The organism is Gordonia heveisoli (genome assembly GCF_030315745.1).
In the GTDB taxonomy this organism is placed as follows: Bacteria; Actinomycetota; Actinomycetes; order Mycobacteriales; family Mycobacteriaceae; genus Gordonia.
Map to the genome: position 1 here is coordinate 12,950 of NZ_JASXSH010000002.1, position 13,719 is coordinate 26,668.

Here is a 13,719-nt window from a genome sequence, read left to right on the forward strand (position 1 = left end):
GAGCGAACAACCGCCCTCCCCGGAACCGGACACGGCCGTCACCAACCCGGCAACGAGCGGACCATCGCGATGATCGCCGCATAGGCTGACGACATGGCCGACCCACAGTCCCCGGAGCAGTCGTCGACGATGGATGTCTTCGGTGAACGCGGCGCGCACGTCCCGGCCCCGGCGACCGTGCACGACGCACTGCCGGACACCCTGCTCCGACGGGTGAAGCAGTACAGTGGCCGGCTGGCCACCGAGGCCGTGCATTCGATGCAGGATCAGCTGCCCTACTTCGGCGATCTCGACGCCGCCCAGCGCGCGAGCGTTCAGCTCGTCGTGCAGACCGCGGTGGTCAACTTCGTCGAGTGGATCCAGGATCCCGAGGGCAACGTCAAGTTCACCGTGCAGGCCTTCCAGATCGTGCCGCAGGACCTGGCCCGACGCATCACGCTGCTGCAGACCGTCGAGATGGTCCGGGTGGCGATGGAGTTCTTCGAGAAGTGGCTGCCGCTGCTCGCCCGCAACGACGCCCAGTTGCGCGCGCTCACCGAGTCGGTGTTGCGGTACGGGCGCGAGATCGGCTTCGCGGCCGCTTCCATCTACGCCTCCGCCGCCGAGTCACGCGGCGCCTGGGACTCCCGGCTGGAGGCGCTGGTGGTGGATGCGGTGGTCCGCGGCGACACGGGTCCGCAGCTACTCTCCCGCGCCGCAGCCCTCAACTGGGATTCGGATGCTCCCGCGACCGTCATCATCGGCACCCCGCCGCCCGAACAGAACGTCTCGGTCCCCCTGGCCATTCACAACACGGCCAAACAGTACGACCGGTCAGCACTGTCGGTGGTGCAGGGCAGTTATCTCGTCGCGATCGTCAGTGGCGCGATCAAGCCGACCGAGAAGTTCGTCGGAGCGCTGCTCGATCATTTCGCCGACGCCCCGGTGGTCATCGGTCCGACCATGCCCAATCTGGGCAGCGCCCATGCCAGTTCCAGTGAAGCGATGGCCGGGATGGAGGCCGTCGTGGGCTGGCCCAGTGCACCGCGCCCGGTACACAGCCTCGAATTGCTGCCCGAACGCGCCCTCAACGGTGACGAATCGGCGATGACCGCACTGATCGAATCACTGGTCCGGCCACTCGCCCAGGGCGGCAGCACACTCAGTAGCACACTCGAGGCCTACCTCGACTCAGGCGGCTCCGTTGAATCCTGCGCCCGCATACTGTTCATACATCCAAATACTGTTCGATACCGACTAAAGAAAATTTCGGAAATCACACGACGTGACCCAACTAACCCTCGGGACGCCTATGTCCTCCGAATTGCCGCCACAGTGGGTCGACTGACACACTTCCGACACGAAACGTCATCACAAACCACATAGGCACCACCAGCCTCTCAGCAAAATTCTTGTTTTCGCAGATGAGAGCCAATAAGACACGGTTCGGTAACGGATCTCAGAGTGATGACAAACCAGGTGGCCCTGGGATCACCTTTGTGGGAACCCTACAAATCCGCCCGGAAAGGTTCATCGTTATCAACACCCACAAAGGGCACGCTGAGGGTGTTCTCTGGTCACGTGCTTTCGATGCTTGCGCCCGGACAGGGTTCCCAGACCCCCGGAATGCTCACGCCCTGGCTGAGCCTTCCCGGTACTCGCGACCAGCTCGCGACGTGGTCGAAGCTGACCCAGCTCGACCTGGAACGCCTCGGTACGACCGCCACGGCCGAGGAGATCACCGACACCGCGGTGACCCAGCCGCTGGTCGTCGCCACCGCGTTGCTGGCCTATGACGAGTTCACCAAATCGTCGGAACTGCCCGCCGACACCGTTGTCGCAGGTCATTCGGTCGGCGAACTCGCGGCCGCCGCGATCACCGGCGTCATCAGTGCCGACGAAGCGGTCACCCTGGCCGCCATCCGCGGCCGTGAGATGGCCCGTGCCTGCGCGCTGGAGCCGACCACGATGGCCGCCGTCCTCGGCGGTGACGAAGAAGCCGTGCTGGCGCGCCTCGCCGAACTCGACCTCGCCCCCGCCAACCGCAACGCGGCAGGCCAGATCGTCGCCGCCGGTTCGGTCGCGGCGATCGACGAACTGATCGCCACTCCCCCGGAGAAGGCCCGTATCCGCAAGCTCGCGGTCGCCGGCGCCTTCCACACCCGCTACATGGCCCCGGCGCAGGACGCCGTCGCCGCCGCGGCCGCCGCGATCACCCCGAACGACCCCAATCGGACGCTGTTGTCGAATTCCGACGGCCAACCTGTAACGAATGGCGCCGACGCACTGACAAAACTAGTGGCGCAGGTGACCAGTCCGGTCCGGTGGGATCTGTGCTCGGCGTATCTGCGTGACCACGGAGTCAGCGCTCTCGTCGAGCTACCCCCGGCGGGAACGCTGGTCGGGATTGCGAAACGCGAGCTCAAGGGCACACCGGCACTGGCGTGCAAGGAACCCGAGGACATCGCGAAGATCACCGAACTTGGATAGCGGTCACGGCCTGGCCGTGATCCCCGGAGGACCGGCCAGCACGTGGCCGGTTTGTCCAAGCGAACTGAGCATTGCCGCCCAGTTCGCTTCCGGAGCGAAAAACCCCACAAGTCACATCAAGAAGGGAACCACACAGTGGCTGCCACCCAGGAACAACTCATCGCCGGTATCGCCGAGATCATCGAGGAAGTCACCGGCATCGAGCCGTCCGAGGTGACCATGGAGAAGTCGTTCGTCGACGACCTCGACATCGACTCGCTGTCGATGGTGGAGATCGCCGTGCAGACCGAGGACAAGTACGGCGTGAAGATCCCCGATGAGGATCTCGCCGGCCTCCGCACCGTCGGTGACGCCGTCACCTACATCCAGAAGCTCGAGTCGGAGAACCCCGAGGCCGCAGCTGCCATCGCGGCGCAGGTCGAGGCAGACAAGAACTCGTGAGCTCCCCCTCCCTGCGCGAATACTCCACGCTGGGCGGGAACTTCCCGAGCGTGGTGGTCACCGGTATGGTGGCCACCACCTCGCTGGGCGAAGACCTCGACAGCACGTGGAAGGGCCTCCTCGCGGGTCAGACGGGTATCCGCACGCTGACCGACGACTTCGTCACCAAGTTCGGTGAGCTGCCCTGCCGTATCGGCGGCCGGCTGCTCAAGGACCCGGCCGAAGAGGTCACCCGCGTCGAGGCGCGTCGTATGGCCTACGTCGAGCGCATCGCCCATGTCATGAGCAAGCGCCTCTGGGCGCAGGCCGGCGAGCCCGAGGTCGATCCGGACCGTCTGGCCGTCGTCCTCGGCACCGGACAGGGTGGCGGCGACGCCATGGTCGACGCCGTCAAGGCGATCGAGGAGTCCGGCAACTACCGCAAGGTCTCGCCGCTGGCCGTCTCGATGGCCATGCCCAACGGCCCGGCTGCCGTGGTCGGTCTCAACATCGGCGCCCGCGCCGGTGTGATCACCCCGGTCTCGGCCTGCTCGTCGGGCGCGGAAGCAATCGCGCACGCGTGGCGCCACATCGTCTTCGGTGACGCCGACATGGTCGTCACCGGCGGCGTGGAAGGCCACATCGACGCGATTCCGATCGCGGCGTTCTCGATGATGCGTGCGATGAGCACCCGCAACGACGATCCGGCGGGCGCCTCGCGTCCGTTCGACAAGGATCGTGACGGCTTCGTCTTCGGCGAGGCAGCTGCCATGCTCATCCTCGAACGCGAGGAGCACGCCAAGGCTCGCGGTGCGCACATCCACGCACGTGTCCTCGGTGCCGGTATCACCTCCGATGGTTTCCATCTGGTGGCCCCGGATCCGAGCGGACAGGGCAACGCCCGCGCGATGACCCGCGCACTTCAGACCGCCGGCCTCACCAAGGCCGACATCACGCACATCAATGCGCATGCGACGTCGACCCCCATCGGCGACACCGCCGAGGCCGCGGGTATCAACGCGGCGATCGGCCAGCATGCGGCGGTCTACGCCCCCAAGTCGGCCCTCGGACATTCCATTGGCGCGGTCGGGGCGCTGGAGTCCGTTTTGACGGTCAAGTCGGTTGAGGAAGGCGTCATCCCGCCGACCCTCAACCTGGAGAATCAGGATCCGGAGTGCGACCTAGACGTCGTCGCCGGTGAGGCTCGATATGGACAGATCGATTACGCACTGAACAACTCGTTCGGTTTCGGTGGGCACAACGTGGCGCTCGCCTTCGGTCGCTACTGAAATCCCCCCACACCCCCGACACCCACTCAGGAGACAGCGATGACCACATTGGCTCCCATCACCGGCCGTGAGGAAGCTGCGGATCCCCGCGATCCGCTGTTGCGGTTGACCAACTTCTTCGACGAAGGAACGATGTCGCTGCTGCATGCACGCGACAAGTCCGGCGTGCAGGCCGCCATCGGCCTGGTCAACGGCGTTCGCACCGTCTCTTACTGCACCGACGGCACCGTGATGGGTGGCGCCATGGGTGTCGTGGGGTGTGCCCACATCGTCAACGCCATCGACACCGCCATCACCGAACAGGCGCCGGTCATCGGCATCTGGCACTCCGGTGGTGCACGGCTGGCCGAGGGCGTCGAGGCCCTGCACGCGGTGGGCCAGGTCTTCGAGGCCATGGTCCGCGCGTCGGGCTACATCCCGCAGATCTCGGTCGTGGTCGGCTTCGCCGCCGGCGGTGCCGCCTACGGCCCCGCCCTCACCGACGTGGTGATCATGGCCCCGGCCGGCCGGGTCTTCGTGACCGGACCGGATGTAGTGCGCAGCGTCACCGGTGAGGACGTCGACATGGAGTCGCTCGGCGGCCCGGTCACCCACGGCAAGAAGTCCGGCGTGTGCCACATCATCGCCGACTCCGAGCCCGACGCCCTGTGGCGTGCTCGCCGACTGGTGTCGACGTTCAACCAGCAGGGTCACTTCAACCGTGAGCAGGCCGAGGCCGGCGACACCGATCTCAAGGCCCTGCTGCCGGAATCGAACCGTCGCGCCTACGACGTGCACCCGGTCATCGAACAGCTGCTCGACACCGGTCTGGCCGCCGACGGTGAGACCGAGATCACCAGCTTCGAAGAGCTCCAGGCCAAGTGGGCGCCGAATATCGTCGTCGGCTTCGGTCGTCTGTCCGGTCGCAGCGTCGGCGTCATCGCCAACAACCCGCTGCGTATGGGCGGGTGCCTGAACTCCGAGTCGGCGGAGAAGGCCGCACGCTTCGTGCGCCTGTGCGACGCCTTCGGCATCCCGCTGATCGTCCTGACCGACGTCCCCGGCTACCTGCCCGGTGTCGGTCAGGAATGGAACGGTGTGGTCCGCCGCGGCGCCAAGCTGCTGCACGCCTTCGCCGAGTGCACCGTCCCCCGCGTCACCCTGGTCACCCGCAAGATCTACGGCGGCGCCTACATCGCGATGAACTCGCGTGCCCTGGGTGCCACGGCGGTGTACGCCTGGCCGGGTTCCGAGGTCGCCGTGATGGGCGCCAAGGCGGCGGTCGGCATCCTGCACAAGAAGGCGCTGGCCGCGGCTCCCGACGACGAGCGTGAGGCCCTGCACGAGCGTCTCGCCGTCGAACACGAGGCCATCGCCGGTGGTGTCGGACGCGCACAGTCGATCGGTGTCGTCGACGAGGTCATCGACCCCGCCAAGACCCGTAGCATCATCGCCGAGGCGCTCGCGTCGGCGCCGGCCCGACGCGGCCGACACAAGAACATCCCGTTGTGATCTGACCAGTCAGCTCACACTCCGCCCGCCACGCGATTCATCTTCGCGTGGCGGGCTTTTCGTTGCTGCCGAGTGAGTGCGCCGGCCGGAACGCGGCGGCCACCGATTAGCGCGGCTAATCCGACCGCGTAGCGCCAGACCGTGTTTTTCGGTCCCCCGCCCGAGCACTGTTGAGCGCGTGTCCATCCCAGACCTGTCGACGTCCCGACATGTGGCGCAGCGCTGCCTGCAGGCGGTGGTCGTCATCGCGTTGACCTACTCACTGGTGTTCGTGGTGCTCTATGCGTTGCCAGGTGACCCGATCCGCTCACGGATCGAGAATCCCGACAGTCCCCTGCCACCGGCAGACGCCGATCGTCTGCTGCAGTACTACGGACTCGACCAGAGCCTCATCGAACAGTTCCTCTCCTATACCGGGCGAATCCTCCAGGGAAACTTCGGATACTCGCTGCGAACCGGCCTCCCGGTCGATGAGATGGTGCTCGATGCGTTGCCGTCGACCCTGCAGCTGTCGATCCTGGCGCTGCTACTCTCCGTCGCGCTGTCGACGATCGTCGCGGTGGCCGCGGTCTTCGCCCCGGCCGAATCTCTCCGATCGTTCTTCCATTCACTGCCCGGCCTGTTTCTGTCGGTGCCGACGTTCGTCACCGGACTACTTCTGCTCTACGTCTTCTCCTTCGAACTCGGCTGGGTCTCCAGCGTCCGGGACGAGGGTTTCAAATCCCTGCTGCTACCTGCGATCACGTTGGCGCTCGCCGTCTGCGCGCCGATCGCACAAGTGCTGATCCAGGGACTGGAGAAGGCATCCGGCGCACCGTTCGTCACCAACCTGCGGGCCCAGGGCAACACGACACCGCACATCGTCGGAATCCACGTGTTCAAGAACGCCGCGATCCCGGCTGTCACCCTGCTCGGCCTGACGGCCGCCGAACTGCTGGCTGGTTCGGTGGTCACCGAGATCATCTTCAATCGCCGCGGAATCGGCTGGCAGACAGAGCAAGCCGTCACCTACCAGGACAGTCCGGTAGTGCTTTTCGTCACCGTGCTCGTCGCCGCAGTCTTCACCGTCATCAATCTGGTCACCGACCTTCTGTACCCGCTGATCGACCCCCGAGTGCACCGACAATCCGACGATGTTTCGGCCACCAGGACCTCTCTCCTACGTCGGACGGTGAGCCGAGCATGACGACAACCGACCCGGTCCCGGCATCCGTGCCGGTTGGCATCGATCCTCCGGCGCGCCGACAACTCTGGCGAACGCTACGGGTCGGCGACGTCCTGGCTTTCAGTTGGCTGGCGGCACTGGTGGTCTGCGCGCTGGTCCCCGAACTCGTCAGCTACGCCGATCCGCTTGAGCCGGTAGGCAAGTCATTTCAACCGGCGTCCGCCGACTTCTGGCTCGGCACCGACTACCTCGGACGCGACTTGTTCGCCCGCATCGTGCACGGCACCAGTCGCACACTCGCTGGTTCACTCATCGCCGTCAGCATCGGATTGGCAGTCGGCGTCCTGCTGGGGCTGGTGAGCGCCTACTTCGGCCGGTTGACCGACAGCATCGTCGGACGGCTCGTCGACGTTCTGTTGTCGATTCCCGGCCTCCTGCTCTCGATGGTCGTGGTCGTCGCCCTCGGTTTCGGTCAGTTCAGCGCGGCGATCGCCGTCGGGGTAGCCAACGTCGCGACGTTCGCACGACTGATGCGATCGGAGGTACTTACCGTCCGGAACCTTCAGTTCGTCGAAGCCGCTTCGCATCTCGGAGCCGGACGGTTCCGAGTCCTTGTCCGCCATGTACTTCCCAACTCGTATGGATCTGTGTTGGCCCTCGCCGCACTGCAGTTCGGCCTGGCAATCCTCTGGATCGCATCGCTGAGCTACCTGGGATATGGCGTTCCCCCACCCGAACCGGAATGGGGCCGCCTCGTGTCGGAGGGCCGAAAGTACATCATCGCGTCGCCTGGCCTGCTCATCTATCCGGCCGCGGCAATCGTGTTGTCCGTCCTGTCGGTCAGTCGGGTCAATCAATACATACGAAGGAGAATCGGCTGATGGCCGCGCCAACCGGGACCGACCACGCCCCAGTCCTGCTCGACGTGCGCGCATTGCGCGTCGGCTACCGCAGGCGCCACCACCACGACGTCACTCCCGTCGTCCACGATGTTTCCTTTTCGATCGCGGCCGGTCGCACAGTCGCACTCATCGGCCAATCGGGATCGGGTAAGAGCACGATCGCGCAGGCACTCGCCGGCCTGCTGCCACCGAATGGTCGCGTACTGTCCGGTGACGCGACCTTCGGCCAGACCTCGATCACCGATCTGCGGCCCCGCGAGTGTCGAACGCTGCGCGGCACGACGATCGCGCATATCCCGCAGGACCCGCTGGGTTCACTCGACCCGTTGAGCAAAGTCGGCGCATTCGTCGCCCGCTCGCTGATCCTGCATCGAGGACTGAACAAACGAGAAGCCCGCTCCGCCACCATCGAACTGCTCGATCGAGTGGGACTGCCGGACGCTCGAACCAAAGCCTCCGCCTATCCGCACGAGTTGTCGGGCGGCCAGCTCCAGCGAGTCATCATCGCGGCGGCGATTGCGGGCAATCCCCGGCTTCTGATCGCCGATGAACCGACGTCCGCCCTGGACGTCTCGGTCCAAGCCGTCATCCTGGACCTCATCGATGAGCTACAGGCCGAGTTGGACCTCGGCGTACTCCTCATCACCCACGATCTCGGTGTCGCGCGAGACCGCAGCGATTCCGTCGTCGTGCTGAACAACGGCCGTGTGGAGGAAGCCGGCCCGACGCGGGAGGTGCTCGCTGCCCCGAGTGCGGCCTATACCCGCGGGCTTCTGGCCGACGCGCCGACGATGGATACGCGAAGAATCCGGCAGACCGACGTGCTCGACGAGTCAGAATCCGCTCCGGCGATCACCATTGCCGATCTCACCAAGACCTATCGGCGCCGCGATTCCGCACAACCTCCCGCCGCGGCGATCGCCGACTTGAACCTCACCATCGGAGACGGAAGCGTCCACGCGATCGTCGGCGAGTCGGGATCCGGAAAGACGACCCTGGCAAGGGTTCTCGCAGGTCTTTCCCCCTTCGAGCAGGGGGTGGTTCGAGTCTACGACCGCACGCTGCCCCATCACCCAGGCGAGTACAACGCCAACGCCCGCCAACTCCAACTCGTCTATCAGAATCCGATGGCTGCGCTGGACCCACGCCTGACCGTTGCGCAACTCATCGGCGAACCCATCGAGATCCACCGACTCCACGCGCGCACCGAACGCCTTGAGGCGACCCGACATGCGCTCGCCCAGGTCGGCCTGGATGACACCTACCTCAAGCGGCGGCCGGCCGAGTTGTCCGGCGGCCAACGACAGCGGGTTGCCATCGCTCGTGCGCTCGTCCTGACGCCGAAGATCCTCATCCTCGACGAACCGACGTCCGCGCTCGACGTCTCCGCACAGGCTCGGATCGTCGACCTGCTGCTCGATCTGCGCGAACGGCACCAGCTCACCTACGTTTTCATCTCGCATGATCTCGGCTTGGTCGCCCGATTGGCTACCCACGTTTCCGTGCTGCGCCAGGGGCGTCTCGTCGAATCCGGCTCCGCCACCGATGTTCTCACCGCTCCCGCCACCAGCTATACCACCCGGCTTCTCGAGGCGATCCCCGGCAGCGGACCCGCTCGCGGCCGCCCTGATCGCGGCGGCCGACATGCCGCGACTCCCCTCCCAGCGGCATACGCGTTGTCCCGCTGACACATCGGCCCACCGACCACTCCGATCATCCCCTGCCACTGTCGCGACCTCGACTGCGACGACCGGCTTCCCCACAGAGAGGAACAGTTTCAGTGCCACTACGGAGGCTTCGACCCATCCTTGTCGCCGCGGCGGCTGCGGTCATGCTGGTGACAGCGTGCGGAACCGCACCGACGGAAGAGGCCGGCGGTGACGAGGGGCCGCCGGTTCGCGGTGGACACCTCACCTACCTCGACTACCAGCCACTCAAGTCGTTTCAGCTCTCCGACCTGAACTGGTACCAGGCACAGCCCATCGCGAACAATGTGTTCGATCGGCTCGTCTTCCGCCCCCCGTCGGGCACCGAGATCAAACCTTGGATCGCCACGTCGTGGACGACCAGCGAGGACGGCCGACGCTACACCTTCACGCTCCGCGACGGTGTCACCTACAGCGATGGCACGCCACTGGATGCCGAGAACGTCAAGCAAAACTTCGAGTTCCGTGCATTCGGCGACGACAAGGGCAACGTCAAACACTCCGCGTGGCCCGAGGTGGCCGCCATCTCCGCGGACAACGCCAAACGATCGGTCACCGTCGAACTCACCCGGCCGTACCCGTACTTCTTGACGACGCTGAGCGACGCGTCGGCCTCCGGGCTCGCGGCTTCCAGCTACTTCGCCAAGGATGCTCGCGGACAGAACCTCGCGACCAGCCTGGTCGGCAGCGGTCCGTTCGTCATCGAATCGGGCACCCTCGACGAGGTCAAACTGGTTCGACGACCCGGCTACGCCTGGGCCCCGGCGGGTGTGACCAACCAGGGCGAGGCATATCTCGACTCGTTCAGCACCATCGGCGTCACCGAGGACAGCGTCCGGCTCGGTTCCCTGTCCTCGGATCAGGGCGACCTCATCCACTACGTGGAGCCGAGCTCACAACGCGTCGCGGAGGCACAGGGGCTGCGACTGATCACTCAGTCCTACGCGGATCAGGGCACCTATCTTCTCGTTCAGCGAAGCAGCGCACCGCATCTCGGCGATGTACGAGTACGACAGGCAATCACCTACGCGGTCGACAAGCAGAAGTTGATCGACACGGTGTACGCACCGAACTACCGGGCGGCAACCGGACTCTTCGGAAGCGGCGGGCAAGATTTCGTCGATCAGAGCGACAAGGTCAGCTACCAGCCGGAGCGCGCGAATCAACTGCTCGATCAGGCCGGCTGGCGGCGCGGTGACGATGGCATCCGCGTGAAGGACGGACAACGACTGAAGCTGGTCGCATTGATCGACGTCTATACGGTCGGCGCCCCGTCGACTTTCGAGTACCTGCAGCAGCAACTCAAACAAGCCGGCATCGAAGTCGTCTTGCGGCAGGTCGATTGGGCCGACTACCCGAATGCGGCGAAGAGTCCGGATGTGGGTCTGATCTATCAGAGCGTCAACCACGAGGCCGCATGGTCGTTGGCGAATGCGATCCGGGCCGACGGAGCCGATACGTTCAAACTCAAAGGCAGCGACGCTCAGCTGGAGACGTTGACCCGCAGCGTTCTCTACGGCAATCCGAAGACCGAGAACGAGCGGCGCAGCGCAGCTGTTGCACTGTCCCAGTACGTGATCGACAACGCCTACGTACTGCCGCTGACCGAACGGACACAGACATTCGTCTCCAACTCGAAGGTCCACGGTTTCACTCAGACACAAGGGCATCCGTGGCTCTACCTCACCTGGAAGAACCAGTAGCGAGATGGGTGACAATCGACGACACCTTCATCTGGGTTTGAACGCGCCGGGTCTCGGCACCTACCGGTCGGCCTGGCGCCGCCCGGACGTGGACCCGGCGGGGCCCGCCACCGGCGAGTTCTACATACGACTCGCGCAGGAAGCCGAACGCGGTCTGTTCGACGCCTTCTTCCTCGCCGATCAGCAGGCACTCGATCCTGATTGGCAGACCAACTCCGGGGCGGCGCGTCTGGATCCGGTCATCGCGCTGACCGCCGCGGCCGCACATACCCGGTCGATCGGGCTGGTGGCGACCGTCTCGACCACGTGGCACCATCCCTACAACCTGGCCCGCTCCATTCAGAGCCTCGATCGGGTGTCCCATGGCCGAGCGGGGTGGAACATCGTCACCAACCACAACCCGCGGATCGCGGCCAACTTCGGACTCGACTCGATCCCCGAGAAGGCCGAACGTTATGCCCGCGCAGCGGAGTTCGCCGACGTGGTGGAGTCACTGTGGCGGACATGGACACCGGACGCGATCGTCGCGGACAAGGCCACCGGTGTGTTCGCGACCGTTGGGTCGGTCACCGAGACCGCGCATGACGGCGAGTTCTTCCGGGTCCACGGCGGTTCGACGGTGCCACCGTCGGAGCAAGGACTACCGGTGGTCTTCCAAGCCGGGGCGTCGTCCGGCGGCTTGGAGCTGGCCAATCGCCACGCCGATGCGGTGTTCGTGTCGGCGATGACTCTGGACGCGGCGCGCGACTACCGGCAGCGTCTGGCCGGGCATGCATCCGCCCGCGCGCCGGGACGCCATCCGGTGATCGTCCTGCCGGGTGCCGCACTGACCTTGGCCTCGACCGATGCGGAGGCGAGCAGGCGGCGAGCGACGCTCGACGATATCGACGGCTCGTTGAGCAGCCGCCAGTACATCGCCGGGCGACTGGGCCTGGACCCCGACGATCTGCACCCCGACCAGCCACTTCCGTTGCATCGGGTCGACCTCGATGAGCGCGCGAAGGTCAACTCGGAGGGATTCATCCGTTCCATCGTCGCCCTCGCCGAATCGGGTCGACCGCTGCGTGAACTGCTGCGCGACGGCACCGGGCACCTCACCGTCGTCGGGTCACCGAAGACGGTGGCCGACACCTTCGAACGGTGGTTCGCGACGGGCCTGGTCGACGGCTTCAACCTGATGCTCGATGTCATCGAGGAGAGCCTGCCGCTCTTCGTCGAGGAGGTTGTACCCATTCTGCAGGAGCGCGGAATCTACCGCCGCAAGTACGAGGGCACCACCCTGCGCGACCACCTGGGACTGCCCCGGCCCCACTGGTGATCGTCCCCACCCCCCACGAGCAAGGAGTTTCGATGCCCAACCAGCAGTTGACCGATCGACCGCAGGTGCGGCCACCGTCGGCCCACTCCCCCGAGTTGGCCGCGGTGATCGCGCAGATCGCCGAGGACGCTGTCCGCCGTCGTGCCGCGGGTGGCGGCCGACCGGATCTGGCGCTCGCCCTGGTGCGGGCGCATCGTCTGGGCGCGGTACGGGTACCGACGGAGTTGGGCGGCGGCGGATACACCAAACGCGAGTTCTACGAGCTCGTCATCCGTCTGGGTCAGGCCGACCCCGACGTCCCCCACATCCTGCGGGTCCACTGGGGCTTCACCGAGGACCGAATCCGGTTGCGCCACCACGACCGAGACGGTCAGTGGCTCGCCGACATCGTCGGCGGCGTCATCTTCGGCGGGTCCAACACCGAGCTCAACGACCGGACCGTCGGCGTGCGCGACTTCGAGACCCGGCTGACCCCGGATGGTGACGGCTATCGTCTCAGCGGCCGCAAGTTCTACAGCACCGGCAGTCTGTACGCGGACATCCTGCGCATCGGCGTGAACGATCCCGACGGTGAACAGGTCGTCGCGGTCTTCCCCGCCGACCGTGCCGGTGTCGAACTGCTCGATGATTGGGATGGCTTCGGACAGGCCGAAACTGGCAGTGGTACAACCGTATTGACCGAGGTTCGGGTCGAGGCCGACGAGGTGATCCCCTTCGATCCGGGCGCGGGCGGGCGACCCCGGCAGTCGCAGCCGCAATTGCTGCTGCACGCGATCGCCGCGGGCATCCTGCGCTCGGTCGCCGACGATGCAGCCGCCTTGTTGCGCTCGCGCAGACGCACGTTCAGTTGGGCGGTCAGCGAGACACCGACATCGGATCCTCAGCTGCTGGAGATCATCGGCAATCTCGTCTCGGCCGCCTTCGTCGCCGAATCCACGGTGCTGGCGGCCGCCGATGCCCAGGATCGTGCCGCCGCCTTCGCGTTTGCCCACGGCGAGGTCGACGAGTCACTCGAGGAGCACGCGTCCCTGTTGGCCGCCAAGACCAAAGTGGGTGTCGAGGGTTTGGCACTGAAGGCTGCCGGCGACCTGTTCGCGGTGAGCGGAGCCTCCGCCACGCGGGCCTCGGCACATCTCGATCGCCACTGGCGCAATCTCCGAACCCTGTTCTCGCACAATCCGACGCCGTACAAGGCGCGGTCGATCGGCGACCACTTCGTCAACGGCACCTCGCTACCGCTCAACGGCTTCTTCTGA

At 65.7% G+C, this 13,719-nt stretch carries 11 protein-coding genes; all 11 read left to right on the forward strand.

The window, feature by feature from the left end:
- The first annotated feature begins 93 nt into the window (after window positions 1-93).
- Window positions 94-1,365, forward strand: coding sequence for a PucR family transcriptional regulator (locus QSJ18_RS01715; protein ID WP_286324482.1), 1,272 nt, complete (start codon window positions 94-96; stop codon window positions 1,363-1,365).
- A gap of 195 nt (window positions 1,366-1,560) precedes the next feature.
- Entirely contained in the window at window positions 1,561-2,469 is a 909-nt protein-coding gene (locus QSJ18_RS01720) for an ACP S-malonyltransferase (protein WP_286324483.1), read from the forward strand.
- A gap of 135 nt (window positions 2,470-2,604) precedes the next feature.
- Window positions 2,605-2,910, forward strand: a complete 306-nt coding sequence (gene acpM / locus QSJ18_RS01725; RefSeq protein WP_286324485.1) for a meromycolate extension acyl carrier protein AcpM — start codon at window positions 2,605-2,607, stop codon at window positions 2,908-2,910.
- A complete protein-coding gene (locus QSJ18_RS01730) occupies window positions 2,907-4,178 on the forward strand; it encodes a KasA/KasB family beta-ketoacyl-ACP synthase (protein WP_286324486.1) in 1,272 nt (423 codons plus the stop codon). Before acpM ends, QSJ18_RS01730 begins: the two co-directional genes overlap by 4 nt.
- Window positions 4,179-4,217: 39 nt before the next feature.
- Window positions 4,218-5,669: an acyl-CoA carboxylase subunit beta gene (locus QSJ18_RS01735; RefSeq protein WP_286324487.1), complete on the forward strand. Its 1,452-nt coding sequence runs from the start codon at window positions 4,218-4,220 to the stop codon at window positions 5,667-5,669.
- 178 nt (window positions 5,670-5,847) lie between these two features.
- Window positions 5,848-6,855 carry an ABC transporter permease gene (locus tag QSJ18_RS01740; protein ID WP_286324488.1) on the forward strand — a complete coding sequence of 336 codons (1,008 nt, stop codon included), beginning with the start codon at window positions 5,848-5,850 and terminating at the stop codon, window positions 6,853-6,855.
- Entirely contained in the window at window positions 6,852-7,715 is an 864-nt protein-coding gene (locus QSJ18_RS01745) for an ABC transporter permease (RefSeq protein WP_286324489.1), read from the forward strand. Before QSJ18_RS01740 ends, QSJ18_RS01745 begins: the two co-directional genes overlap by 4 nt.
- Entirely contained in the window at window positions 7,715-9,424 is a 1,710-nt protein-coding gene (locus QSJ18_RS01750; RefSeq protein ID WP_286324490.1) for a dipeptide ABC transporter ATP-binding protein, read from the forward strand. Before QSJ18_RS01745 ends, QSJ18_RS01750 begins: the two co-directional genes overlap by 1 nt.
- A 143-nt stretch (window positions 9,425-9,567) precedes the next feature.
- On the forward strand, window positions 9,568-11,145 hold the full coding sequence (locus QSJ18_RS01755) for an ABC transporter substrate-binding protein (protein WP_286324491.1): 1,578 nt from the start codon (window positions 9,568-9,570) through the stop codon (window positions 11,143-11,145).
- A 4-nt stretch (window positions 11,146-11,149) separates the two neighbouring features.
- Window positions 11,150-12,463 carry an NtaA/DmoA family FMN-dependent monooxygenase gene (locus QSJ18_RS01760; protein ID WP_286324492.1) on the forward strand — a complete coding sequence of 438 codons (1,314 nt, stop codon included), beginning with the start codon at window positions 11,150-11,152 and terminating at the stop codon, window positions 12,461-12,463.
- A 32-nt stretch (window positions 12,464-12,495) separates the two neighbouring features.
- Window positions 12,496-13,719 carry an acyl-CoA dehydrogenase family protein gene (locus QSJ18_RS01765; RefSeq protein ID WP_286324493.1) on the forward strand — a complete coding sequence of 408 codons (1,224 nt, stop codon included), beginning with the start codon at window positions 12,496-12,498 and terminating at the stop codon, window positions 13,717-13,719.